23 protein-coding genes are annotated in these 22,855 nt (G+C 67.1%); 9 read left to right on the forward strand and 14 right to left on the reverse strand.

Annotation, left to right across the window (positions count from 1 at the left end; genetic code table 11):
- Positions 1–10 precede the first annotated feature (10 nt).
- Positions 11–772: an RlmE family RNA methyltransferase gene (locus tag HZ321_RS19270; RefSeq protein ID WP_181704038.1), complete on the forward strand. Its 762-nt coding sequence runs from the start codon at positions 11–13 to the stop codon at positions 770–772.
- Here HZ321_RS19270 and trmFO read toward each other — a convergent pair whose 3' ends face one another.
- Complete coding sequence (gene trmFO / locus HZ321_RS19275; RefSeq protein ID WP_194304078.1) at positions 773–2,194, reverse strand: methylenetetrahydrofolate--tRNA-(uracil(54)-C(5))-methyltransferase (FADH(2)-oxidizing) TrmFO; 1,422 nt, start codon at positions 2,192–2,194, stop codon at positions 773–775.
- A gap of 554 nt (positions 2,195–2,748) precedes the next feature.
- Positions 2,749–2,898 (reverse strand): DUF1127 domain-containing protein, encoded by a 150-nt coding sequence (locus tag HZ321_RS19280; RefSeq protein ID WP_181704039.1) that lies wholly within the window; start codon positions 2,896–2,898, stop codon positions 2,749–2,751.
- Between the two features lie 465 nt (positions 2,899–3,363).
- On the opposite strand from HZ321_RS19280, the gene HZ321_RS19285 reads away from it, so the two are divergent.
- Complete coding sequence (locus HZ321_RS19285) at positions 3,364–3,759, forward strand: hypothetical protein (protein ID WP_181704040.1); 396 nt, start codon at positions 3,364–3,366, stop codon at positions 3,757–3,759.
- 153 nt (positions 3,760–3,912) lie between these two features.
- Here HZ321_RS19285 and uvrA read toward each other — a convergent pair whose 3' ends face one another.
- On the reverse strand, positions 3,913–6,825 hold the full coding sequence (gene uvrA, locus HZ321_RS19290; protein ID WP_181704041.1) for an excinuclease ABC subunit UvrA: 2,913 nt from the start codon (positions 6,823–6,825) through the stop codon (positions 3,913–3,915).
- A gap of 416 nt (positions 6,826–7,241) precedes the next feature.
- On the opposite strand from uvrA, the gene ssb reads away from it, so the two are divergent.
- From ssb to HZ321_RS19305, 3 genes are all read left to right on the forward strand, one after another.
- Entirely contained in the window at positions 7,242–7,805 is a 564-nt protein-coding gene (gene ssb / locus HZ321_RS19295; RefSeq protein WP_181704042.1) for a single-stranded DNA-binding protein, read from the forward strand.
- A 79-nt stretch (positions 7,806–7,884) separates the two neighbouring features.
- On the forward strand, positions 7,885–8,283 hold the full coding sequence (locus tag HZ321_RS19300) for a DUF2306 domain-containing protein (RefSeq protein ID WP_181704043.1): 399 nt from the start codon (positions 7,885–7,887) through the stop codon (positions 8,281–8,283).
- A gap of 368 nt (positions 8,284–8,651) precedes the next feature.
- Entirely contained in the window at positions 8,652–8,909 is a 258-nt protein-coding gene (locus tag HZ321_RS19305; RefSeq protein ID WP_181704044.1) for a YjhX family toxin, read from the forward strand.
- An 11-nt stretch (positions 8,910–8,920) separates the two neighbouring features.
- On the opposite strand, the gene HZ321_RS19310 is transcribed toward HZ321_RS19305, so the two are convergent.
- The 3 genes from HZ321_RS19310 to HZ321_RS19320 all read right to left on the reverse strand — a co-directional run bounded on the left by HZ321_RS19310 (position 8,921) and on the right by HZ321_RS19320 (position 10,834).
- Positions 8,921–9,175 carry a hypothetical protein gene (locus HZ321_RS19310; protein WP_181704045.1) on the reverse strand — a complete coding sequence of 85 codons (255 nt, stop codon included), beginning with the start codon at positions 9,173–9,175 and terminating at the stop codon, positions 8,921–8,923.
- 70 nt (positions 9,176–9,245) lie between these two features.
- On the reverse strand, positions 9,246–10,160 hold the full coding sequence (locus HZ321_RS19315) for an MBL fold metallo-hydrolase (protein WP_181704046.1): 915 nt from the start codon (positions 10,158–10,160) through the stop codon (positions 9,246–9,248).
- A gap of 11 nt (positions 10,161–10,171) precedes the next feature.
- Positions 10,172–10,834, reverse strand: coding sequence for a MarC family protein (locus HZ321_RS19320; RefSeq protein WP_181704047.1), 663 nt, complete (start codon positions 10,832–10,834; stop codon positions 10,172–10,174).
- A 126-nt stretch (positions 10,835–10,960) separates the two neighbouring features.
- Between HZ321_RS19320 and uraD the strand changes: the two genes are divergently transcribed.
- The 3 genes from uraD to HZ321_RS19335 are packed head-to-tail and all read left to right on the forward strand — an operon-like array spanning position 10,961 to position 13,967.
- Positions 10,961–11,485, forward strand: a complete 525-nt coding sequence (gene uraD, locus HZ321_RS19325) for a 2-oxo-4-hydroxy-4-carboxy-5-ureidoimidazoline decarboxylase (RefSeq protein WP_181704048.1) — start codon at positions 10,961–10,963, stop codon at positions 11,483–11,485.
- Positions 11,482–12,753 (forward strand): allantoate amidohydrolase, encoded by a 1,272-nt coding sequence (locus tag HZ321_RS19330; protein ID WP_181704049.1) that lies wholly within the window; start codon positions 11,482–11,484, stop codon positions 12,751–12,753. The genes uraD and HZ321_RS19330 overlap by 4 nt, the downstream gene beginning before the upstream one ends.
- Positions 12,750–13,967 (forward strand): ArgE/DapE family deacylase, encoded by a 1,218-nt coding sequence (locus HZ321_RS19335; protein WP_181704050.1) that lies wholly within the window; start codon positions 12,750–12,752, stop codon positions 13,965–13,967. The genes HZ321_RS19330 and HZ321_RS19335 overlap by 4 nt, the downstream gene beginning before the upstream one ends.
- 19 nt (positions 13,968–13,986) lie before the next feature.
- On the opposite strand, the gene xth is transcribed toward HZ321_RS19335, so the two are convergent.
- The 3 genes from xth to rfbC all read right to left on the reverse strand — a co-directional run bounded on the left by xth (position 13,987) and on the right by rfbC (position 16,735).
- On the reverse strand, positions 13,987–14,778 hold the full coding sequence (gene xth / locus HZ321_RS19340) for an exodeoxyribonuclease III (RefSeq protein ID WP_181704145.1): 792 nt from the start codon (positions 14,776–14,778) through the stop codon (positions 13,987–13,989).
- Positions 14,779–15,504: 726 nt separating this feature from the next.
- A complete protein-coding gene (locus HZ321_RS19345) occupies positions 15,505–16,125 on the reverse strand; it encodes a glutathione S-transferase family protein (RefSeq protein WP_181704051.1) in 621 nt (206 codons plus the stop codon).
- Positions 16,126–16,144: 19 nt separating this feature from the next.
- A complete protein-coding gene (rfbC, locus tag HZ321_RS19350; RefSeq protein WP_181704052.1) occupies positions 16,145–16,735 on the reverse strand; it encodes a dTDP-4-dehydrorhamnose 3,5-epimerase in 591 nt (196 codons plus the stop codon).
- A 107-nt stretch (positions 16,736–16,842) separates the two neighbouring features.
- Between rfbC and HZ321_RS19355 the strand changes: the two genes are divergently transcribed.
- On the forward strand, positions 16,843–17,553 hold the full coding sequence (locus tag HZ321_RS19355; RefSeq protein ID WP_181704053.1) for a gamma-glutamylcyclotransferase: 711 nt from the start codon (positions 16,843–16,845) through the stop codon (positions 17,551–17,553).
- A gap of 122 nt (positions 17,554–17,675) precedes the next feature.
- Here the strand turns inward: HZ321_RS19355 and HZ321_RS19360 are convergent, their stop codons facing one another.
- The 5 genes from HZ321_RS19360 to HZ321_RS19380 form a co-directional block, all read right to left on the reverse strand.
- Complete coding sequence (locus HZ321_RS19360; RefSeq protein WP_181704054.1) at positions 17,676–18,788, reverse strand: acyltransferase family protein; 1,113 nt, start codon at positions 18,786–18,788, stop codon at positions 17,676–17,678.
- Between the two features lie 220 nt (positions 18,789–19,008).
- Positions 19,009–19,176 (reverse strand): 50S ribosomal protein L33, encoded by a 168-nt coding sequence (rpmG, locus tag HZ321_RS19365; RefSeq protein WP_181704055.1) that lies wholly within the window; start codon positions 19,174–19,176, stop codon positions 19,009–19,011.
- Positions 19,177–19,199: 23 nt separating this feature from the next.
- On the reverse strand, positions 19,200–20,489 hold the full coding sequence (locus HZ321_RS19370; protein WP_244636042.1) for an MFS transporter: 1,290 nt from the start codon (positions 20,487–20,489) through the stop codon (positions 19,200–19,202).
- 133 nt (positions 20,490–20,622) lie between these two features.
- A complete protein-coding gene (gene rimO, locus HZ321_RS19375; protein ID WP_181704056.1) occupies positions 20,623–21,978 on the reverse strand; it encodes a 30S ribosomal protein S12 methylthiotransferase RimO in 1,356 nt (451 codons plus the stop codon).
- A gap of 138 nt (positions 21,979–22,116) precedes the next feature.
- The gene (locus HZ321_RS19380; RefSeq protein WP_181704057.1) at positions 22,117–22,746 is read right to left on the reverse strand and encodes an FMN-binding negative transcriptional regulator; all 630 of its coding nucleotides are present in this window, start codon (positions 22,744–22,746) and stop codon (positions 22,117–22,119) included.
- Between the last annotated feature and the right edge of the window lie 109 nt (positions 22,747–22,855).

Below are 22,855 nucleotides of genomic sequence, written 5' to 3' on the forward strand. Positions count from 1 at the left end.
ATCAGAACGCGTGAGCGACAAGAAGGACGACAAGAAGGACAAGGCGAAGAAGCCGCTCGGCCGCGCCGACACCGGCCTGAAGGTGCGCGTGAAGTCCGCGCGCGGCCGCACCGCCTCGTCCAACCGCTGGCTGGAGCGCCAGCTGAACGATCCCTACGTCGTCCGCGCCCGCAAGGAAGGCTGGCGGTCGCGCGCGGCCTTCAAGCTGATCGAGATCGACGAGAAGTACCACCTCCTGAAGCGGGGCATGCGCGTGGTGGACCTCGGCGCCGCCCCCGGCGGCTGGTGCCAGGTGGCGGCCAAGAAGGTTGGATCGACGTCCGAGAATCCACTGGTTGTCGGCATCGACTACCTGGAGGTGGATTCGATCCCGGGCGTCGTGCTGCTCCAGAAGGACTTCCTGGATGAGGACGCGCCGGCCAAGCTGATGGAAGCGCTTGGCGGCCACGCGCCCGACCTCGTCGTCTCCGACATGGCCGCGCCGACCACCGGCCACCACAAGACGGACCACCTGCGCACCACCTACCTCTGCGAGGTCGCAGCCGACTTCGCGTGCGACGTGCTGAAGCCTGGCGGCGCCTTCGTCGCCAAGGTCTTCCGCGGCGGCACCGAGACGTCGCTGCTGGCGACGCTGAAGCAGAACTTCGACGTGGTCACCCACATCAAGCCGCCGTCGAGCCGCCAGGAAAGCGTGGAGATGTACGTCTGCGCCCGCGGCTTCAAGGGCCGCAAGGCGGCCGACGAAGGGGCACCGGACAGCGAGGCGGAGTGATCACTCGGCCGCAGCGGCCGGCGCCTGCGGCTCGCCCAGCCACTCTGCGAGATCTCGAAGCGCCCGCGCGGTGAGTGCGCGCTTCTTGGCCGCCGCCTTCTCCGGCCCGCGCGGCCGCTTGCCGGGCTCCTTGACCACCTCGACGGGCGGAAACAGGCCGAAATTGACGTTCATCGGCTGGAACGACCGCGGGCCTTCGCCCTCCACCGAGAGGTGGCCGCCCGTGATGTGGCCGAGCAGCGCGCCGAAGGCCGTCGTCGCCGGCGGCAGGCTCGGCACGTCCCCGCGCCGCTCGGCTGCCGCGAAGCGTCCGGCAAGCAGGCCGATCGCCGCCGATTCCACATAGCCCTCGCAGCCCGTGACCTGGCCGGCGAACCGCAGACGCGGCATCGCCTTCAGGCGCAGCGTTCCGTCGAGCAGCTTCGGGCTGTCCAGGTAGGTATTGCGATGCAGGCCGCCGAGCCGGGCGAACTCGGCGTTCTCCAGCCCGGGAATGAGGCGGAGAACCCGCACCTGCTCGGCATACTTCAGCTTGGTCTGGAAACCGACCATGTTGTAGAGCGTGCCGAGCGCGTTGTCCTGTCGGAGCTGCACGATGGCGTGGGCCTTGACGTCCGGCTGGTGCGGATTGGTGAGCCCGACCGGCTTCATGGGGCCGTGGCGCAGCGTTTCGCGCCCACGCTCGGCCATCACCTCGATCGGCAGGCAGCCATCGAAATAGGGCGTCTTCTCGAAATCCTTGAACTCGGTCTTCTCGCCGGCGAGGAGAGCGTCGATGAAGGCGTCGTACTGCTCCTTGTCCATCGGGCAGTTGATGTAGTCCGCCCCGGTGCCGCCCGGTCCTGCCTTGTCGTAGCGCGATTGGAACCAGGCCTTGCCCATGTCGATGCTGTCGAAATGGACGATCGGCGCGATGGCGTCGAAGAAGGCGAGCGCATCGGCGCCCGTCAGGCTGCGGACGGCTTCCGCAAGCGATGGCGACGTGAGCGGGCCGGTGGCGATGATGACGGAGTCCCAGTCCTCCGGGGGCAGCCCGGCGATCTCGCCGCGCGCAACGGTGATCAGCGGGTGCGCCGCGATCGCCGCGGTCACCGCATCGGCGAATCCGTCGCGATCGACCGCCAGCGCGCCGCCGGCCGGCACCTGATGCCGGTCGGCCGTCGCCATGATCAGCGACCCGCAGCGCCGCATTTCCTCGTGCAGCAGGCCGACGGCATTGAGATTGTGGTCGTCCGACCGGAAGGAGTTGGAGCAGACCAGCTCTGCAAGCCGATCGGTCTTGTGGGCTTCGGTCGGGCGGTCTGGCCGCATCTCGTGCAGCACCACGGGGATGCCGGCGCCGGCAAGCTGCCAGGCGGCCTCGGATCCGGCGAGACCGCCGCCGATGATGTGGACGGGAAGGTTTTTGCTGATGTCGCTCATGGCGGCGGACCCTACTCGCCTCGGCGGCGGGGCACAACGGCCAAGCGATCCGTACCCAAGGGGGAGCCCTGAACGCACGAACGCCCGACGGGGGAGGAGATCCGTCGGGCGTCGTGTAGGTCGTGAAGCGGGGGAGGAGATCCGCTTCACGCGATGTGGCCAGCGGCGGGGAGGAGGTCGCCGAAAGCCATCAGCCGGAACGGAGAAATCACGTCGCCGGCTTCGGATCCGCTTGGCCGGGAGGAGGTGGCCGCCTGGATCCGTACGCTTCACTTGCAGAGTGCTGCCGATGGGGGAGGAGGTCCATCGGTGCCCCGCATTGGGATCGCGGAGAGGAAGGGAGGAGGAATCCGCCCCGCGAAGGGCCGAGGACGGAGGGAGGAGCCGTCCGCGGCTTACCGGATCGAGGGGGCCTCAGGGAGGAGGAAAGGCCGGCCTCGGTCCGATCTCTTGAACCCGCTCGGGTCGGTTTCGGTTTCACGTCGCCTTGGGGCGCCATGAAGACCGCACCGCCGCCGGGCGGGCAGTTCCGGCCCCGGAGGGCCGGCCCGGCGTCACTGAGCGGCGCGGCGGGCGATGTAGGGGATGTCGGCGCGGGAGATGCCGAGATCGGTCAGCTCGCGCGAGGACAGGCGGGACAGCTCCCGATAGGTCTCCTGGTACTTCTGGTAGGAGCGGAGCTTCTTGACGACGTTGCCGAACATGACACTTACCTCAGGTTTTTCTTCTGGAGGGATCGCTCGACACCGCCAACCGGTGGAACGTCGCCCTCGACAAGGACACAGATAGTGGAGCCGAGCCTGCGCAGGCAGGGGGGCTTTCGCATGCCTGTCCTGCAATTGTTGCAGAGCAATATGAACGGGGTGAAGAGCTGTTTAACAAAGTGTTTATGATTTGGGTCGGAATCATGCAGATCAGCCCATTCTTGCCACGGAAGGGCCGAAAACAAGGCCGACGGCGAGAACGCTTTGTTTAGTACGAACTCTGAACAAAAGCCGGTTTTCCGGGATTCCGACGTTGTGCAGTGCACAAAAGTCCCGCCGAGAGGCCTCTCCGGCTGCCGGTCGCCCCTCTTCATGACCACGCGTTAGGGCCTTGGCAGGAACTCGCGGAACACACTCGGCTCTTCGTGTTTGTGGCATTCCCGCAACATTGCACGGGGGTCCAGAATGATTGTTTTTTCCTCCAGCTTCTTTGATACGCGGATTGGACTGCACCCGAGAGACGCCGATGCCATCGGCAAGCCGCTTGCCGATTGGCTGCGCAACATGCTGGTGGCCCGCGGCGCCGAAGCGCGCGGCCTCGCCGAGCCCGGTGGGATCGGCTGGACCTTCGAGGTGGAATACGACGGCCGCGAGTTCCTGATCGGCGTGCACGGCGTCCGCAAGGCCGGACACCCGCGCACCGGCGAGTACTCGATCCTCGTCCAGCTCCAGAACACCTTCCTGGAGGCCCTGACAGGCGGCGCCGACGCTTCCGTCGACGACCCGATCATCTTCGAGATCGAGGACTTACTCGCCTCCTACGCTCGCGCCGACAACGTGGCGGTGCTGGTCGACGGCTGACGCCGGAAAGAGCAGGGCGGGAGACCGCGCAACGCGCCATTCCCCTCGACGGAAACCGGGTGGCATGTCCGTCGCTAGGCGTCAGGCGGGTATTCGGACCGGCCGAAACCGGCGGCCCGCACTCCCCCGGCCGCATGCCCGCGGGCGTGGCGGCTACTCCGCCGCTTCCACGCCGCGCTGCGGACGCCGGCCGACGAGATCCTTCAGGTAGCGCCCCGTATAGGAGCGCGGCTCCTTGACGATGTCCTCCGGGCGGCCGGCCGCGACGATCGTGCCGCCGCCGTCGCCGCCTTCGGGACCGAGGTCGACGATCCAGTCCGCGGTCTTGATGACCTCGAGGTTGTGCTCGATCACCACCACGGTGTTGCCCTGCTCGACGAGCTCATGGAGCATCTCCAGCAGCTTGGCGACATCGTGGAAGTGCAGCCCGGTGGTCGGTTCGTCCAGGATGTAGAGGGTGCGCCCGGTCGCCCGGCGCGACAGCTCCTTGGCGAGTTTGACGCGCTGCGCCTCGCCACCCGACAGCGTCGTCGCCTGCTGGCCGACCTTGATGTAGCCGAGGCCCACGTCGCGCAGCGAGAACATCTTGTCCCGCACGGCGGGAACGGCCTGGAAGAAGTCGCAGGCCTCCTCCACGGTCATGTCGAGCACATCCGCGATCGACTTGCCCTTGAAGTGCACGTCCAGCGTTTCACGGTTGTAGCGCTTGCCCTTGCAGACGTCGCAGGTGACGTAGACGTCCGGCAGGAAGTGCATCTCGATCTTGATGACGCCGTCGCCCTGGCAGGCCTCGCAGCGCCCGCCCTTGACGTTGAACGAGAAGCGGCCTGGCTGGTAGCCGCGCGCCTTGGCCTCCGGCAGGCCGGCGAACCACTCGCGGATCGGCGTGAACGCGCCGGTGTAGGTGGCCGGGTTGGACCGCGGCGTGCGCCCGATCGGCGACTGGTCGATGTCGATCACCTTGTCCAGGTGCTCCAACCCTTCGATCCGGTCGTGCGGCGCGGCCTGCTCGCGCGAGCCGTTCAGCCGGCGGGCGGCGGCCTTGAACAATGTGTCGATCAGGAACGTGGACTTGCCGCCGCCGGATACGCCGGTGACGCAGGTGAAGGTGCCGAGCGGGATTTCCGCGGACACGTTCTTCAGATTGTTGCCGCGCGCGCCGACGACCTTCAGCGTCCGGCCCTTCACGCCCTTGCGGCGCTGCTTCGGCACCGGAATGGCGAGCGCGCCGGAGAGATACTGCCCGGTGAGCGAGCCGGCGTCGGCCATCACCTCCGCCGGGGTTCCCTGGCTGATGATGCGGCCGCCGTGGATGCCGGCGCCCGGGCCGACGTCCACCACGTAGTCGGAGGCGAGGATCGCGTCCTCGTCGTGCTCCACGACGATCACCGTGTTGCCGAGGTCGCGCAGGTGCTTCAGCGTGGCGATCAGGCGGTCGTTGTCGCGCTGGTGCAGGCCGATCGACGGCTCGTCGAGCACGTAGAGCACGCCGGTCAGGCCCGAGCCGATCTGGCTGGCGAGCCGGATGCGCTGGCTCTCGCCGCCGGACAGCGTGCCGGAGGCGCGCGACAGGGTGAGATACTCCAGGCCGACGTCGTTGAGGAAGCGCAGCCGCTCTCGGATCTCCTTGAGGATCCGCGAGGCGATCTCGTTCTGCTTGTCGGTGAGCCGGCCGGGCAGCGCCTCGAACCAGGCGCCGGCCTCGCGGATCGCCTTGGCGGTGACCTCGCCGATGTGCAGGCCGCCGATCTTCACGGCCAGCGCCTCCGGCTTCAGACGGAAGCCATTGCAGGCCTCGCAGGGGTGGTCGGACTGGAACCGCGCCAGCTCCTCGCGCACCCAGTCGGACTCGGTCTCTTTCCAGCGCCGCTCGATGTTGGTGACCACGCCCTCGAAGGGCTTGGTGGTCTTGTAGGCGCGCAGGCCGTCGTCATAGGTGAAGGTGAGTTCCTCGTCGCCCGAGCCGTGCAGGATGGTGTTGCGCACGTCCTCCGGCAGGTCGCGCCAGGGCGTGTTCATCGACACCTTGAAGTGCCGGCAGATCGCTTCCAGGGTCTGCGCGTAATAGGGCGACGATGAGCCCGTCTTCGCCCACGGCAGGATCGCCCCGCCGCGCAAGGAGAGGTGGTCCTCCGGCACGACGAGCTCCGCCTCGAAGCGCAGCGTGGTGCCGAGGCCGTCGCACTTCGGACAGGCGCCGAAGGGGTTGTTGAACGAAAACAGCCGCGGCTCGATCTCCGAGATGGTGAAGCCGGAAACCGGGCAGGCGAACTTCTCGGAGAACAGCATCCGCCGCGGCTCGCCCGCTTCGTCCTTCTCGTCGGCCCATTCCAGCACGGCGATCCCGTCGGCGAGGCCGAGCGCGGTCTCGAAGCTGTCGGCGAGGCGCGTGGCGAGGTCCGGCCGCACGACGATGCGGTCCACCACCACGTCGATGTCGTGCTTCAGCTTCTTGTCGAGCGCCGGCGCTTCCTCGATGGCGTGGAACGTGCCGTCGATCTTGACGCGCTGGAAGCCCTTCTTCTGCAGCTCCGCCAGTTCCTTGCGGTACTCGCCCTTGCGCCCGCGGATCATCGGCGCGAGCAGGAACAGGCGGGTGCCCTCGGCAAGCTCAAGCGTCCGGTCCACCATCTGGCTGACCGTCTGGCTCTCGATCGGCAGGCCGGTGGCGGGAGAGTAGGGGATGCCGACGCGCGCAAACAGCAGGCGCATGTAGTCGTAGATCTCGGTGACGGTTCCGACCGTCGAGCGCGGATTGCGCGACGTCGTCTTCTGCTCGATGGAGATCGCCGGCGACAGGCCGTCGATCTGGTCGACGTCCGGCTTCTGCATCATCTCCAGGAACTGCCGAGCGTAGGCCGACAGGCTCTCCACGTAGCGCCGCTGGCCCTCGGCGTAGATGGTGTCGAAGGCGAGCGACGACTTGCCGGACCCGGACAGCCCGGTGAACACCACCAGCGCGTCGCGAGGGATGTCGAGATCGACGTTCTTCAGGTTGTGCTCGCGCGCGCCGCGGATGGAGATCACCCGCTTCGCCGTATCGAACGCGCTGGTCCTATTCGCCATATCGAACACCTGACGTCTGGAAATCCGCCCGCGCGGGATCAGCCCGCGTCGTCACACCATGCAAGCACCACGCCGACGCGCGCGGCCGAACCCTAGCCGGCCCTGCTGACGCCCGCCGTCAGCAGCCCCGGCCGATCCGCCAGCAAACGGGCGGCGGCTCGGCTCACACCTCATCAACGCGTGGGAAGCCCCTCGGATCGGTTCATATAGGCAGCAGTTGCGCGCCGCCAACTTTGTGTATAGAACGGAACAGGAACGATCAAGGGTGCCACAAAGCTTTTTCCGCACCTGTGGGGATTTTGCCCCGCTGTGGAAAAGGGGTCTCCGACGACCGCCGGGGTTGGACGCGGCGGATGCACGGCGTAGGGTGCCGGATCGTTTGGACAGGGCCGGAAGAAGGCAGGGGAGAAAGCTCCATGGCGGGCAGCGTCAACAAGGTGATCCTGGTCGGCAATCTGGGTCGCGACCCGGAGGTGCGGCGCCTCGGATCCGGCGAGCCGGTCGTGAACCTGCGCATCGCCACGTCGGAAAACTGGCGCGACAAGGCGTCCGGCGAGCGGCGCGAGCGCACCGAGTGGCACTCGGTGGTGATCTTCAACGAGAACCTCGCCAAGATCGCCGAGCAGTACCTGCGCAAGGGCTCCAAGGTCTACATCGAGGGCCAACTGCAGACCCGCAAGTGGCAGGACCAGTCGGGCGCCGAGCGCTACACGACCGAAATCGTGCTGCAGCGCTTCCGCGGCGAACTCACCATCCTCGACAGCCGCGGCGAGGGCGGCAGCCGTGAGGGCGGCGACTATCTGGAGGGCGGTTCCGACTTCGGCGCGGCCAGCCCGATGGAGAGCCGCGGCGGCTCCGGTGGCGGACGTGGCGGCTACAGCGGCGGCGGTGGCCGTTCGGGTGGCGGCGGCGGCGCGGCAGGGGGCGGCGGATCCTCGGGCGGCTTCGGCTCCGACATGGACGACGAAATCCCGTTCTGACCGGTCGACGACGGGCCTCCAGGCTTGTCGGAAATACCGGGTCATGGAAGAGTGCCACGGTCGCTGACCGGGCACTCCGATGAATCTCTCTCCGCTTCTTTCCGCCCCGCCGGCCGTGTTCTGGCACGCCGTCGCGGCCCTCATGGCGCTTGGGCTTGGCGTTCTCCAGATGGTGGGGCGAAAAGGCACGACGGCGCACCGCGTGCTGGGATGGAGCTGGGTGGGCCTGATGCTGGCCGCTGCGGGATCCTCCTTCTGGATCCACGGCATCGACCAGTTCATGGGGTTCAGCTTCATCCACGTGCTGTCCGTATGGACGCTTTTGAACGTCCCGCTCGCCGTCTGGTTCGCCCGTACCGGCCGGGTGCCAGCCCACGCGCGGGCGATGACGTGGCTCTTCTGGGCCGCGCTGGTCGGTGCCGGCATCTTCACCTTGATGCCGGGGCGGCGAATGGGGCAGGTGGTGTTCGGCTGGTAACCGAGCGGCACGGCCGCCGGCTTGTCTTCCACCTCCGCCGCGGACCGGCGCTGCGCTCCCGCAAAGCCGACATCCCGACCGGAGCCGGCCTCCCGATCACCCCGTAGGCGTGTCGGCCCCGGCATGGGGCGGGGCTTTCGCAGCCGCGCGCAATTGGATGTCGTGAAGGGTTGAACCGGACCCCCGCCTTGGGTTATCCGCTCGGGCCTGACCGTGGCCGTCCGAGCGGCCCGATGGAGTCTTGATGCCGGAGATTGCCGGAAACCGCTGACGTCCCGTTGATCGGGACGGGAAACATGCAGCCGCCGAACCGCCCCGCGGATAGGCGCCGCTGCTTTGCGGTTTTTCTACTCCGGACTTCATCCATCATGAACATATCCAAGCTGGAACAGCGCGTGCTGCACGTGCTCGCCCAGGGCGGCCACATCCGCCACCGCCGCGACGACGGCGGACGCATCGTCGCGGTCGAGTGCTGGACGCGCGACGGCACGCTTCTCGGCGATTGCACGCTGGACCTCTTCAGGAAACTGAAGCGGCGACGGCTCGTCGAGTCACGCGCAAGCGGGCCGTATCGCATCTCGATGCTCGGCCGCATCTCGGTGCGCAGCCAACCTGACAACCGGTGATGCGGCGCCGGCTACACGAAATCGGACGGACCGGCATCGCCCGGCCCGTCCTCGTCCTCATCCTCGGCAAGGAGGATGTCGATCACTGCGGCCGCAAGGCCGGACGCGGGCTTCCGGCCGGCGTTCGCCTGCGCTTCGTCCGCATTGATCCAGGCCATCGCCTCGATGATCTCCGCGCGATTGGCACCGATGCGCAGCACCTCCGCCGCCGTTGCCTCGTCCACCGGGCCGATCAGGTCCCGGATTTCGCTCAACGAAAGGGCCATGGTCGTCTCCTCCGCCGGATCCCCACCGCACGGATCGGCAGAAGGCAGATGGGCCCGATTGGTCCGCCGCTCAACCCTCGACCGGCGCGGAACCGGCGGCGGCCAGCACGACCTCCACGTTGGCCCGGTGGACGGCGGCGTAGGGCTCGAACCAGGTAAGCGCGCCGGAGGCGAGATCGTCGGCGATGAAGTCCCGCAGATCCTCGGCGGCAAGCGCCGGGTCCGACGGACAGCGCAGCAGCTTGCGCACGTAGCGCTCTGTGGCGGCGATCAGTGACGGATCGTAGCCGCCGGCGGCAATCACCGCCTCTGCGCCATGGTTAGGCAGGATGCGCGTGGCGCCGAACCGCGGCATCGCCTGGAGATCCCGGAGGTGCTCGGCCAGCCGTTCGGCCTCGCTGACGAAGGTGACGGTGTCTTCCAGCGTGTCGCCACAGAGGAGCAGCCGCCGGCTCGCGATCCAGAGCAATGTGCCGTCCCGGCTGTGGATGTCCGCCTGGTGGAGTTCGACGTCGATCGACCCGACGCTCAGGGACAGCGTGTTCTCGAACAACCGCGTCGGCATCACGAGCGGCGCGATCGGCGGGGTGCCGGTCTCCAGCTTGACCCGGTTCTCGGCCATAAGGTCGGCGGTGGCGCGGTTGGCGATGATCTCGCAGTCACGGAACACCGCGTTGCCGGCGACGTGGTCGTCGTGCCAGTGGCTGAGGACGACGCGGATGTCGCGGACTCCGAGCCCCTCCAGATGGCTTCGGATCAGGCGGGCGTGGGCCTCGGAGATGTGGGTGTCGTAGACCAGCGCCGCCTCACCGCTCACCAGCGCGTAGGAGGCGATGCCGACTTCGTAGGCGCCGTCGTCCAGCCAGTTCGGCGCGGCCGAATAGGCGCGCACGCCCGGAATGCGGCCGTCGTAGTAGGCGTAGACGCCCTCCGCCGGGGTAAGAATGCGGATCGTGGCGCCAAGTTCGGCCTGCGTCTCGGCCATGTGCGGGCTCCTCAAGCCATGATCGCCTTGACGCCATCCGCCACGAACTGGACGGCGAGCGCGGACAGGAGCACGCCGAGCAGGCGGGTGAGAACGCTGCGGCCGGTGTCGCCGAGGTAGCGGTCGACACGGTCCGACGCGATGAAGACGAGGAGGCAGGAGCCGATCATCAGGACGATCAGCCCGACCAGCATGGCGAGCCAGAGAAGATCCTGAGCCTCGCTGGCGAGCAGGATGGTGGCGCTGATAGCCCCGGGCCCCGCGATCAGCGGGATCGCCAGCGGAAACACCGCGATGTGGCGGAGGTCCTCGCCGGTTGCACCATGCGGGCGCGGTCCCTCGCCGCGCTCCTGCGCCAGTGCCTGTTCGGCGGAGGCCTGCTTCCGCTTGTCGCGCTTTTCGAACACCATCTCGAAGGCGATCCAGAAGAGCAGCAGGCCGCCCGCGATGCGGAACGCCGGCAGCGAGATGCCGAGGAAGGTGAGTACCGTGGTGCCGGTCAACGCGAACCCGATCAGGATCGCTCCGGCGATCACCGAACCCCGGATCGCGATCGTCCGCCGCATGGCGGGCGCGGCCCCGCGCGTAACGCCGAGGAAGATGGGCGCAAGCCCCATCGGGTCGATGGTGACGAGCAGCGTGGCGAATGCATTGAGCAGAAAATCGTCGAGCATGCGCCCTCCCGGTTGCTGGGCCACCATGGGCGGGGAAGCGGGGGCTTGGCAAGCCGTTCCACTGGTGCCGGCCTCGGGATCAACGGTTGCCACTTTGCCCTGCACGGCGATATGACTGGCCGAGCCATGACCGATCGCTTTCCCATGTCCCTGGCCGACGTGAACGGCCTTTCCCCCGCCGCCTTCGTGGACGCGTTCGGCGACGTCGCCGAACACTCGCCGTGGGTGGCCGCCGCGGCCGCAGGCGAGCGGCCTTTCGCAAGCCGCGACCAGTTCGTGGCCGTGTTCGAGGACGTGCTGCGCGAAGCCGACCCGGACGACAAGCTGGCTCTTGTGCGCGCCCACCCGGACCTTGCCGGCCGTGCGGCAATGGCGGGCGAGGTGGCCGACGATTCCAAGCGCGAACAGAGGGGCGCAGGCCTCGACCGGCTGACGGCCGAGGAGTTCGCCCGCTTCACCGCGCTCAACGACCGCTACCGCACCACCTTCGGCTTCCCCTTCATCTTCGCCGTGAAAGGCGCCACCAAGGACATGATCCTGGCCGCCTTCGAGGCGCGGGTGGAGAACGACCCGGCGACCGAGTTCGAGACCGCCGTTACCCAGGTGGCGCGGATCTTCCGCTTCCGGATCGAGGACCGGGTTCTGCCGTGACGAGCGCCTCCACCGCCGAACTGGGCCGCCGCGCCCAGGCCATGCTCGACGCGCTGGCCGCGATCACCGACGAGGACGGCCGGATCACGCGGCTCTATCTCTCGCCCGCCCACCGGCGCGCGGTGGACCTCGTGGCGCGCTGGATGCGGGAAGCCGGCATGGCGGTCAGCATCGATCCGCTGGGCACCGTGCGTGGGGCGACGCCGCCGGGCGCGCCGGGACCACGGGCGAACCGCCGCTTCCTGGTCGGCTCGCACATCGACACCGTGGTGGACGCCGGTCGCTACGACGGCACGCTCGGCGTCGTCGCCGGGATCCTGGCGATGCAGGAGGTCGCCGCCCGCGGCATCAGGCTGCCGTTCGGCGTCGACGTGCTCGCCTTCGGCGACGAGGAGGGCGTGCGGTTTCCGACCACGCTAGCCTCGTCGAGCGCCGTCGCGGGAACGCTGAAGCCCGCGGATCTCACGGCCGCCGACACCGACGGCATCACGGTCCGCCAGGCGCTCGCCGACTTCGGGCTCGACCCGGACCGCATCGCCGACGCCGCCTATTCCCGGGACGACGTGCTCGGCTACCTGGAGGTCCACATCGAGCAGGGGCCGGTGCTGGAGATCGAGAACCTGCCGCTCGGCGTGGTGACCTCGATAGCCGGCCAGTCCCGTTTCCACGTCACCGTGACGGGCGATGCGGGCCATGCCGGCACTGTGCCGATGACCATGCGCCGCGACGCGCTCGCCGCCAGCGCGGAGATGATGCTCGCCATCGAGGAGGTCGCCCGCGCCGGCCGCGCCGACCAGATGGTGGCGACGGTCGGCCGGCTCAGCCTGGAGCCGGGCGCGGTGAACGTGATTCCCCGCCGGGTCAGCTTCACGCTCGACATCCGCGCCGAGAGCGACGCGCCACGACTGGCCGCCATCGAGGAGATCCGCCGCCGTTTCCGGGCGGTCGCCGAACGCCGCAACGTCGGCTTCCTGATGGACCGCTACCATGACACGCCGACCACGCCGTGCGGCGAACCGATCCGCGGCGCCTTCGCTGCGGCGGTCGAGAGCTTGGGCCTGCCGGTGCAGGCTCTCACCTCCGGCGCCGGCCACGACGGGCACGCGATGCACGCGCTCTGCGACATCGGCATGCTGTTCGTCCGCTGCCGCGCTGGTATAAGTCACAGCCCGAACGAATATGCCGAGGCGAGCGACATGGGGCTCGCCGTGGAAGCGCTGATCCGCGCGCTCACCGCACTTGCCGAGGCCGAGGGAGAGAACCGATGAGATCGTTGATCGAGGCCGCCTTCGACGAGGAGGTCGCGTTCCTGAAGGCCATCGTGAAGGTGCCGAGCGACAACCCGCCCGGCGACTGCGACCGGCACGCGGAGGTCACCGCGGCCCTGCTCGAGGCCGCCGGTTTCGAGGTGGAGCGTCACCCGGTGCCCGAGCCCTTCGTGCGCCAGCACGGCATGAAGTCGGTCACCAACCTGATCGTCCGGCACGTGTTCGGCGAGGGCAGGGGCCCTGTGATCGCCATGAACGCCCACGGCGACGTGGTGCCCCCGGGCGAAGGCTGGACCGCCGATCCCTATGGCGCCGAGGAGCGCGGCGGCTCGATATACGGCCGCGGCGTCGCGGTGTCGAAGTCCGATTTCGCCACCTACGCCTACGCGCTGAAGGCGCTGATCGCCAGCGGCGCGGACCTCGACGGCACGATCGAACTGCACCTGACCTATGACGAGGAGGCAGGCGGCTTCGTCGGTCCGAAATGGCTGCTGGAGCAGGGGCTCTCCAAGCCCGACTACGCCTTCTCCGCCGGCTTCTCCTACGCCATCACCACCGCTCACAACGGCTGCCTCCACCTGGAGATCGTCGTCCGTGGCCGGCAGGCGCACGCCGCGATGCCCGAGACCGGCGTCGACGCCCTGGAAAGCGCGGTGCCGATCCTCCAGGCCCTTTATGGGGAGCGCCACCGCCTGGGCGCCACCACGTCCGCGCAGAAGGGCATCGGCTCGCCCAAGCTGACGGTCGGGCTGATTTCCGGCGGCATCAACACCAACGTGGTGCCCGACCGCATCGTGATGCGCCTCGACCGCCGGCTGATCCCGGAGGAGAACGGCCTGGAGGTGGAGGCCGCGCTGATCAAGCTGGTGGAGGCCGCGGCGCCGAAGCTGCCGGGCCTGGAGGTGGAGTGCCGGCGCATCATGCTGGCCGAGCCGCTGCGCCCGCAGCCCGGCGTCGACAAGCTGGTCACCGCGGTGCAGACCCACGCCACGCGCGTCCTCGGCGTCGACGTGCAGCCGACCGGCGTGCCGCTCTACACCGACGCGCGCCACTACTCCGCGGCGGGCATCCCGACCATCCTCTACGGCGCCGGACCGCGCTCCATCCTGGAGGCCAACGCCCACGCCGCCGACGAGCATCTGAAGCTCTCCGACCTCAAGGCGGCGACAGAAGTGGTGGCGCTGGCGCTCGCTGACCTGCTGAAGAAGGGCTGAGCGGCTCGCCGCTCGGCCTTCAAGGCGCGTCGAACCCGAACGTGGCGACCACCGGCACGTGGTCTGACGGCTTCTCCCAGCCGCGGACCCGGGAGACGATCTCGCAGGCCTGGAGGCGGTCCGCCGCCTCCGGCGAGAGGAGCAGGTGGTCGATGCGGATGCCCCAGTTCTTCTGCCAAGCGCCCGCCTGATAGTCCCAGAAGGTGTAGCGGCCGGGCTGATCGTCCACCGCGCGGAAGGCGTCGGTGAGGCCGAGGTTCTTCAGCGCGCGGAACGCCATGCGGCTTTCCGGTTGGAACAGCGCGTCGTTCACCCACATGCGCGGATCGTGGCAATCCCAGGTCTCCGGGATCACGTTGTAGTCGCCGGCCAGCACCAGCGGCTCTTCGAGCCGCAGTCGGTCCGCAGCATAGGCGCGCAGCCGCTCCATCCAGGCGAGCTTGTACTCGAACTTCTCCGTGCCGATCGGATTGCCGTTCGGCAGGTAGAGCGAGGCGACGCGCACGACCCCGCCCTTCACCGAGATCACGCCCTCGATGAACCGCGACTGCACATCTCCCTCGTCGCCCGGCAGCCCGCGCGTGACCTCGTCGAGGGGCAACTTCGACAGGAGCGCGACGCCGTTGAATCCCTTCTGCCCATGGGTCGCCACGTTGTAGCCCAGCTGCTCGAACTCGGAGGCCGGGAACTGCTCGTCCACCGACTTGATCTCCTGCAGGCAGACCACGTCCGGGCCGTCCTCCTTCAGCCAGGTGAGGGCGGTCTCCAGGCGGGCCTTCACGCCGTTGATGTTCCAGGTGGCGATGGTCAAGGGCAAGGCGGCATCCTCGATAGATGAATCTCGGCGGCGGGCCGGCAGTGTGGTCGAGCCGGGCGATCGATGAAAGAGGATCGCCGGCGGTTCTAACCGTCTTTAGCAGTTCTGTGGCCTGTCCGGAGGGTCAGGAAGGCCCAAGCTCGCTGAACGGCGCACGACACGGCCTGGGAGTGGACCGTCGCCCCCTTCGGCGAGGAGTTCGCCGACACCGAGCGCGTCCACCAGGTCAAGCTGATCCGCAGCGTGGCCATCGACCTTCACTGACCATCGCCGTCATCGTGGTGAGTAGAACCTCGTTTCTATCTCGTCCACCTCTGGCGTTTACCTTAACCGTTCACTACATATCCAGTGACGGCTAATGTTAAAGCTTGAATCATTTGCGGTTTCGCCGCGGCTGCGCTAGCTTCAACTCATGAAGAGATCTGGAACGGACAGCGGCGACGAAGTCTCCACTCCAGATCATCAAAGCAACCCCTACGGTTCGCTCAGGTCCGCCGCATCTCCTGAGTCCGTAGGGAAAGGCCGGTCGGTCACGGGAAGAGTGGCCTCCTCGTTGATCCGTGGTCGACCGGCCACCATTTCTTGACCTGACGTATTTCGAGCTGTCGCAATAATGACCTGAAGAGCCCGGCATCCCCACCGGGCTCTTTTTTCATGCGCGCAGCTCTGTCCGGCCGACCACGACCGGGATGCGGCCGGACCGGCGGCAACGCTTGGCGATTACTGGGGGATGGCAGTCGCCAGGAAGCTGGCCCGTTCGGAAAGCCGCGCATGCAGCGCGTCGATCTTCGGCCGACCGCGCCAGTCGTAGACGTTGCGCTTCAACGCGTAGTCCAGCGGGCAGACGAGGTTGATGTCCATGGCCGACAGGGTGCCGGGCCAGAAGCCGTCGTCGGTGAGTTCCGCCTCCAGCCAGTCCAGGCAGGTTGCGAGCCGGCTCTGCTGGCGGCGCATGTAGGAGGCTTCGGGGCTGTCGGCCAGGACGTGGCGCACGTTGACCATCGTGTTCGCGAAGGTCTCGATCACCGCGAGGATCTTCTCGTCCGCCAACTCCCGCCCGGCCCGCGTCATCTGCGGCGCCAACGGCCGCGGATCGGCAACGGGTGCTGTTTCCGCATAGCGGGTCAGCAGGTAGCGGATGATCAGGTTGGATTCGAAGATCGTTTCGCCGCCGTCGATCAGCACCGGCAGCATCAGGGTCGGCGTCAGGGCGCGAAGCTCCTCGACCTCGCGGAAACCTGGACGGATGTCCTCGGCGTAGGCGAGCTGCTTCTCGGCGAGCACGATCCGGATCTTGCGCGCGAACGGCGAGCCCAGGCTGAAGACGAGTGTCCGGTCCATGCGTCGCTTCCCCGGCGTGTCAGATGCAATAGTCGAAATCGACCGTTCCGTCCGGAGCGATCATGTTCGTCCGCGGACAGCGTTCGACCAGCCGTTCCCAGGACTTGTCGCGATCCGAAAGGCAGCTGACCGGCAGCGGCCACTCGATGCCGACGGCAGGATCGTCGTAGCAGAACCCGTCGTAGAGGTTGGGATTGTAGAAGGCGCCCATCATGTAGTGGACGACCACGTCGTCCTCCAGCGACTGGAACCCCTGCGCGCAGCCCGGCGGCAGGTAGAGCGACCGCAGGTTTCGCTCGGACAGCAGCACGGCCTGCCAGGCGCGGAAGGTCGGCGACTCCGGACGCATGTCGGCGATCACGTCATAGACCGTGCCGCGGAAGCAGCGGACGACCTTGCCGTCGCGCTGCGGCGCGCGCTGGAAATGCATGCCGCGGATCGTACCCTTCTGCTGGGTCCGGGAGATGTTGGTCTGCATGACCTCGAACGTGACACCGGCTTCGCGAAAAACCCGGTCGCACCAGGAACGGGCGAAAAACCCGCGCTCGTCGCCGATGGGGGAGGCCTCGATCAGAAAAGCTCCCTCGATAGCCAGCTTCTGCATACGCATGACGCAACCCTTGCTCGTCCGAATTCTTTAAACATCTCTGCGCCCAATTGTTCCGCTCAGGCCGCCGGTTCAGGCGGCGAACCGCTTTCGGCAGTTGAACCTTCGCGATGACGCCTTCAAAAAACCCCCTGCACCTCGACCTCACAGAAGAACTCTGCGCGCTCGTTCCACCCCAGTTATCCGACCCCGGTCCGCATCCGGACCTGCGCTACTACACCGCCGACGAGCATCGTGCCGCCGTCGAAGCCACCCTGGACCGGCTCGGAAACCGCGACGAAGTCTGGCTCTTCGCCTACGGTTCCCTGATCTGGAAACCCGTCGGCACCATCGTGGAGACCCGGAAGGGCACCCTCGAGGGATACCGGCGATCCTTCTGCCTCCGGTCCACACGCTGGCGCGGCAGTCCGGAGCGGCCCGGTCTCGTCCTCGGGCTTGTCCCCGGGGGAGAAACCGTCGGCTTTGTTCAGCGACTGTCTCCGCTGACCGCGCCAACCGACCTGCTGGCGCTCTACCAGCGGGAGCTGACGGTCAATCCGCCGAACCAGCTGCCCGAGATCGTGCCCGTGCAGACCAGCCTAGGCGAGGTGACGGCAGTCGTCTTCGTTTCCTCTCCGGACGGTCCGTCCTTCGTCCGGGATATGTCCCGCGAACAACAAGTGGATATGCTGGCGACCGGATCCGGAAATTGGGGGTCTTCAGCCGAGTACCTTCGTCAGGTTGTGAAATCTTTGCTCGAGACTGGCATAAACGACGAATATCTAATGGATCTGCAGCGTTCTGTAGCTGCGCTGTTGCGTTCCAGGTTTCTAAATCGATAACCCGGTTACGGAACTTTGAGCAAGCCGCATCGAAAGGCGCAGTTAATAGGTTCGGTAGATCTGCGGATGGGAGTGGGAAAATGCCAAATCGCTGCGCGGCAAGCGCTTTCCCTTCTGTTGCCTCAGGACAGCCGGCGCAACAGCGGCTCCGGTACCAGCCGGTCGCGAACGGTCCGACCTAGGGCGACTGCCGCCCCCTTCCGGCGGAGCGACGGTTGCTCGACCAGCGTCCAGGACAGGAATGCGACGACCACTGTAGCCGCCGCGGACACGGCGATCATCTTCCCGACGCCGATGCCAGGCCAGAACCGGGCGAGCGTCTGCTGGATGGGGAAGGCGTAAATGTAGATCCCGTAGGACACGTCGTGCCAGGTGGCGATCGTCTCGCCGCCCCAGATCGGCATCAGTGCGGCGAAGAGCACGACGTAACCGATGGCCAGGTGGTAGGTCACGAAGAACAGCTTGGCTTGGACCGTCGAGACGATCACCGCCGCCAGCAGGCCGGCGAACAGACGGGGATCCAGCCGCACCCGGTCCCGCAGGAGATAGAGCGAGCCGCCCATGAAGAACATCGACATCAGCGGATTGTGGTGCGATCCAATGACATGCATCCACGGCGACAGCAGGTGCAGCGCCAGGGTCAGCGCGGCGACGGCATGGACCAGCGCGGCAAACAGCCACCGCGGCCGCCTCACCAATCGGGCGCCGGCGAACAGCAGCGCAAGCCCGACATAGGCGTGCAGTTCGAAGGGCAGCGTCCACAACGAGCCGTTCACCGCGCTCGGGTACGGGTTGGTTTCGAACACGCCTGGGAGCCGGTACTGGATGTCGATCAAGGGCACGGCGTTGTGCAACAGGAAGGTGTAGGTCTCCCGCGCCGAGAAATAGCTGCCGAGATCGAGCCGCGTCACCACCGGTCCAAGGAAGAAGATGCAGAGCAGCAGCATCACGAACAGACCGGGCAGGATGCGCAGCGCGCGCCGGACCGCGAAGTCGACCACCGAGCCGCCGCGCACGATGCTGTGAGTGACGAGGAAACCGCTGATGATGAAGAACATGTCGACGGCGATCTTCCCCAGCGTGATGCCGAGCCAGGCCAGCGGCTCGGTTTCGATTGAGCCATTGGCGAGCGGATAGCTGTGCGACCAAAGCACCATCGACGCCGCGATGATGCGCAGAAGGGTGAAGTTGTTGCCCTTGCTGGAATAGAGCTCGCCGATCGTCCTCGCGGCCATCTGAAGTCCTCGATTCTCGCCGGGTCCTCGCGCGATCACAAAGAAACATCGGACGGATCGCGGTGGCGAAGCTCGACTTGAATTAGTAAAAGTAACGAGCGCGTCTACACGCCGAAATCTATTTATCTTCCGCGGTGTACTTCATTTTTCAGCAAACGAAAAGGCCGCCCTTTTGGGGCGGCCTTTCGAAGGGTTGGATCGAGGTGCGCCGCAGCGGCGATCACTTGATCTTGGCTTCCTTGAAGTCGACGTGCTTCTTGGCGACCGGATCGTACTTCTTCATGGTCAGCTTCTCGGTCATCGTCCGAGAGTTCTTCTTGGTGACGTAGAAGTAGCCGGTGTCGGCGGTCGAAACGAGCTTGATCTTGATGGTCGTCGCCTTGGCCATGGCGCCCGGTTCCTTGAATTGGGTTACTGAGAACGGCCGTCATGGCCGGACGCCGCCGGAGGCGGTGTCGGATCGGCCGGCAACCTAGTCGAAACCGCGGGGATGTCAAGTCGAGCCGGCATCGGGCCCGGTTGCGCCTTGCCACCGACCGTGATGATCCGCCAGACCGCGAACAGCGCGTAGGCAAGGAGAATCGCCGCCACCACGACGGCCAGCCCGTGCGGGTCCCAGAGATCCATCCCTGCGCCGGCCGCGGCCGGCCCGACCAGCATGCCGAAGCCGTACATGAAGACGAAGCCGGCGTTCGCCGCTGCCAGGTCGGACCCCTTCAGCCGCGCACCGAGATGGACCAGCCCAACCGTGTAGAGGCCCGCCGAAACGCCGCCGAAGAAGGCGACCGCGACGAACACCAGCACCAGGCTGTGCGACACCACCGGCAGGGCCATGATCGCTGCAGCCGACGTTAGAGCGATGATCAGAAGCAGCCGGCGGCGGTCCATCCGGTCCGAAAGCAGCCCGAGCGGGATCTGCGACACCACGTTGCCGAGCGCCAGCGCCGAGACCAGCAGCGCCGCCATCTGCTCGTTGAAGCCGACGCGAAGGCCGTAGATCGCGATGAAGCCCAGCATGCCGCTGTCGGTCGCCCCGAAGGCGAAGCCGGCAAAGGTGGCGAGCGGCACGAGGCCGAGGTAGCGCAGGAACGAGCCTTTCGGACGCTCCTCCATGGCCGGGTTGGCGCCGAGCGCGAACAGCACCGGCACCGATGACAGCGCCAAGATGGCGGTGCCGATCGCGAACGGCAGGAAGCCCTCCGAGCCGACAATGCCGAGGATGGCCGGGCCGACGGAGAATCCGAGCGACAGCACCGTCCCGTAGATGCCGAGAATCAGCCCGCGCTTGCCGTCCGGCGCCAGCGCATTGATCCAGAACTCCGACAGGATGAAGCAGGTGGTCAGCGCCGCCGTGAAGATGAATCGCAGCGGATACCACGCCGCCAGCGACGAGAAGACGTAGAACAGCGGGAAGGTGGCGGTCACCACCACGAGCGCGAACAGAAGCAGCCGCGCCGCGCCGACCTTCTGCGCCAGCCGCGGCACGAATGGCGTGCAGACCAGCGCCGCCACGCCGCCCATCGCCGCGTTCAGCCCGATTTCCGACGGCGTCACGCCGCGGTCGTCGAGCACGATGCCGAGCAGCGGCAGCCCGAGGCTGATCGACGTCCCCACGGCCGAGATCGCGCCGATCGAGGCGGCGATGCCGACCATGCGGGTCCGGGAATCGATCTGGAGCGGAGCCGTGGTGCCGGCCGACATGACGGTGCCATCCCGTATCAACGGCCCCGGAGACGATACCCGCGGGGCGGCCCGCCATAGGCGGCGAACTGCCCGGCGAAGTCAATTGTCCGGCTGTGTAACAAGCCTGTAAATCAGCGCCAGGGAGCGCTGGTCACACCACCTGTCCGTGGAGGTCGTAGGCGTCGGCACGGTCGATCTTGACGGTAACGATCTCGCCCGCGCGGATCGGCCGGCGGCTCTGGATGTGCACGGCGCCGTCGATCTCCGGTGCGTCCCACTTGGAGCGCCCCCTGGCGACAAGCCCGTTCGCCTCGTCGACGATGACGGGGATGCGCTTGCCGACGCGCCGCTGCAGCAACTTCGCCGAGATCGCCTGCTGGTGGGCCATGAACTTGTGCCAGCGGCGCTCCTGCTCTTCCGGCGGGACGGCGGGCAGGCCGAGGTCGTTGGCCGTCGCGCCGGCAACCGGCTCGTACTTGAAGCAGCCGACGCGCTCCAGCTTGGCTTCAGACAGCCAGTCCAGCAGGAACTCGAAGTCCTCTTCCGTTTCGCCGGGGAACCCGACGATGAAGGTGGAGCGGACGGCGAGCTCCGGGCAGATCTCACGCCAGCGGTGGATCCGCTCCAGCGTCTTCTCCCCGTGCGCTGGCCGGCGCATTGCCTTGAGGACACCGGGCGCGGCGTGCTGGAAGGGAATGTCGAGGTAGGGGAGGATCTTGCCATCGGCCATCAGGTGGATGGCCTCGTCGACGTGGGGGTAGGGGTAGACGTAGTGCATCCGCACCCAGACCCCGAATTCGCCCAGCGCGGCGGCAAGGTCAAAGAACTTCGCCCGGACCTCGCGGTCCTTCCAGATCCCGCTCTGGTAGCGGATGTCGACGCCGTAGGCCGACGTGTCCTGGCTGATCACCAGCAGTTCCTTGACGCCGGCGTTCACCAGCCGCTCCGCCTCGCGCAGAACGTCCACCACCGGGCGGGAGACCAGGTCGCCGCGCAGCTTGGGGATGATGCAGAAGGTGCAGCGGTTGTTGCAGCCCTCCGAGATCTTCAGATAGGCGTAGTGTCGCGGCGTCAGTTTCACGCCCTGCGGCGGCACGAGGTCGACGAACGGGTCGTGCTTCGGCGGCACCGCCGCGTGCACCGCCGTCATCACGCTCTCGTAGGCCTGCGGGCCGGTGATCGCCAGCACGTCCGGGAAGGCGTCGCGGATCTGCTCGGGCTCGGCGCCCATGCAGCCGGTGACGATCACCTTGCCGTTCTCCTTCATGGCTTGGCCGATGGCCGCCAGACTCTCCGCCTTGGCGCTGTCGAGGAAGCCGCAGGTGTTGACGATCACAACGTCCGCACCATTGTGGCGGCGGGCGATCTCGTAGCCCTCCGAACGCAGGTGCGTGACGATCCGCTCGCTGTCCACCAGCGCCTTGGGGCAGCCGAGGCTGACGAAGGAGATCTTGGGCTGATGCCCCTCGGTCGCCGGCACGGATGCGGCGGTGGCGGTCTCGGTCATGACGGGATGGAACCTTCACGCGTTTCGCAGGGCCCGCGCCCGCGAGAAATCGCGGCGATGGATGCCGGGGAAATGCGGAAACGTCAAGGCGAGAGACCGAAACGGGGGAACCGACCAGGACGACTTTTGCCCCCAGGGTCAATCGGAGACTTTAAGGCGCCCCTCCATCGTCTGCGCCAAAGCGTCGTGCCCGGTCGCGTAGAGGCCCGCGATTGCTCCGAGGTAATCGCGCGGCTCTCGGTTCTGGCTGAGCTTCGATTTGGCCAGCGTCCGAGTGACGGAAATGCGAAACGCGACGATACCGGCCAGCATCTTCTCCATGTAGTCCGCCGGCGCATCCGCCATCCGCCAGGCAGCCTTGCCGTTCACGCGCTGCTCGTGATTGCGCGTCAGGAGCCCGACGGCGGCGCGCTTGGAGCGTTCGTCGTGCTGGAAGCTGATCGCCCCATAGACGTGAACGACCTGATAGTTCCAAGTCGGCACGTGGCGGTGATGCTCCGGCTTGGTCGGGTAGAAGTTCGGCGACACGTAGGCATCCTCGCCGCGGAAGATCGCCATGATCTCCTGACCCTCCGCGATCAGCCGATGCATGTCGTTGGCCAGCGCGACATGGCCGACGAGCGACCCGTCGGGGACCGCGAGAAGAGGAATGTGGTTGGCGATCAGGCCGTTCTCAGTCTGAGCCACGATGCAGGCCAACGGCGCCGTATCCACGATTGTCGTGATCTGCTTCGCGTCGATCTCTTCGAAGTGCGGCGGGATATACATGGTTCACCTGTCCTGATCGGGTCGGCATACGGACCGCTGAAGCCCCACGCGAAAAGTGCCCCTTGCGCGACCCGGCTCGCGGGAGGACAGTACCGGCAGCTGGAAAACC

Origin of the sequence: Chthonobacter albigriseus (assembly GCF_013839445.1) — a bacterium.
Taxonomy (GTDB): Bacteria; Pseudomonadota; Alphaproteobacteria; order Rhizobiales; family Pleomorphomonadaceae; genus Chthonobacter; species Chthonobacter albigriseus.

Coding starts and splice junctions, on each gene's coding strand:
- rpmG (WP_181704055.1), bottom strand. CDS start 19,176: ATGGCCAAGGCGACGACCATCAAGATCAAGCTCGTTTCGACCGCCGAC.
- HZ321_RS19315 (WP_181704046.1), bottom strand. CDS start 10,160: ATGGCCGAGACGCAGGCCGAACTTGGCGCCACGATCCGCATTCTTACC.
- HZ321_RS19285 (WP_181704040.1), top strand. CDS start 3,364: ATGATTGTTTTTTCCTCCAGCTTCTTTGATACGCGGATTGGACTGCAC.
- HZ321_RS19310 (WP_181704045.1), bottom strand. CDS start 9,175: ATGGCCCTTTCGTTGAGCGAAATCCGGGACCTGATCGGCCCGGTGGAC.
- HZ321_RS19305 (WP_181704044.1), top strand. CDS start 8,652: ATGAACATATCCAAGCTGGAACAGCGCGTGCTGCACGTGCTCGCCCAG.
- rfbC (WP_181704052.1), bottom strand. CDS start 16,735: ATGCGTATGCAGAAGCTGGCTATCGAGGGAGCTTTTCTGATCGAGGCC.
- ssb (WP_181704042.1), top strand. CDS start 7,242: ATGGCGGGCAGCGTCAACAAGGTGATCCTGGTCGGCAATCTGGGTCGC.
- HZ321_RS19370 (WP_244636042.1), bottom strand. CDS start 20,489: ATGTCGGCCGGCACCACGGCTCCGCTCCAGATCGATTCCCGGACCCGC.
- HZ321_RS19300 (WP_181704043.1), top strand. CDS start 7,885: ATGAATCTCTCTCCGCTTCTTTCCGCCCCGCCGGCCGTGTTCTGGCAC.
- HZ321_RS19380 (WP_181704057.1), bottom strand. CDS start 22,746: ATGTATATCCCGCCGCACTTCGAAGAGATCGACGCGAAGCAGATCACG.
- HZ321_RS19360 (WP_181704054.1), bottom strand. CDS start 18,788: ATGGCCGCGAGGACGATCGGCGAGCTCTATTCCAGCAAGGGCAACAAC.
- HZ321_RS19345 (WP_181704051.1), bottom strand. CDS start 16,125: ATGGACCGGACACTCGTCTTCAGCCTGGGCTCGCCGTTCGCGCGCAAG.
- rimO (WP_181704056.1), bottom strand. CDS start 21,978: ATGACCGAGACCGCCACCGCCGCATCCGTGCCGGCGACCGAGGGGCAT.
- HZ321_RS19335 (WP_181704050.1), top strand. CDS start 12,750: ATGAGATCGTTGATCGAGGCCGCCTTCGACGAGGAGGTCGCGTTCCTG.
- uvrA (WP_181704041.1), bottom strand. CDS start 6,825: ATGGCGAATAGGACCAGCGCGTTCGATACGGCGAAGCGGGTGATCTCC.
- HZ321_RS19280 (WP_181704039.1), bottom strand. CDS start 2,898: ATGTTCGGCAACGTCGTCAAGAAGCTCCGCTCCTACCAGAAGTACCAG.
- trmFO (WP_194304078.1), bottom strand. CDS start 2,194: ATGAGCGACATCAGCAAAAACCTTCCCGTCCACATCATCGGCGGCGGT.
- HZ321_RS19355 (WP_181704053.1), top strand. CDS start 16,843: ATGACGCCTTCAAAAAACCCCCTGCACCTCGACCTCACAGAAGAACTC.
- uraD (WP_181704048.1), top strand. CDS start 10,961: ATGACCGATCGCTTTCCCATGTCCCTGGCCGACGTGAACGGCCTTTCC.
- HZ321_RS19320 (WP_181704047.1), bottom strand. CDS start 10,834: ATGCTCGACGATTTTCTGCTCAATGCATTCGCCACGCTGCTCGTCACC.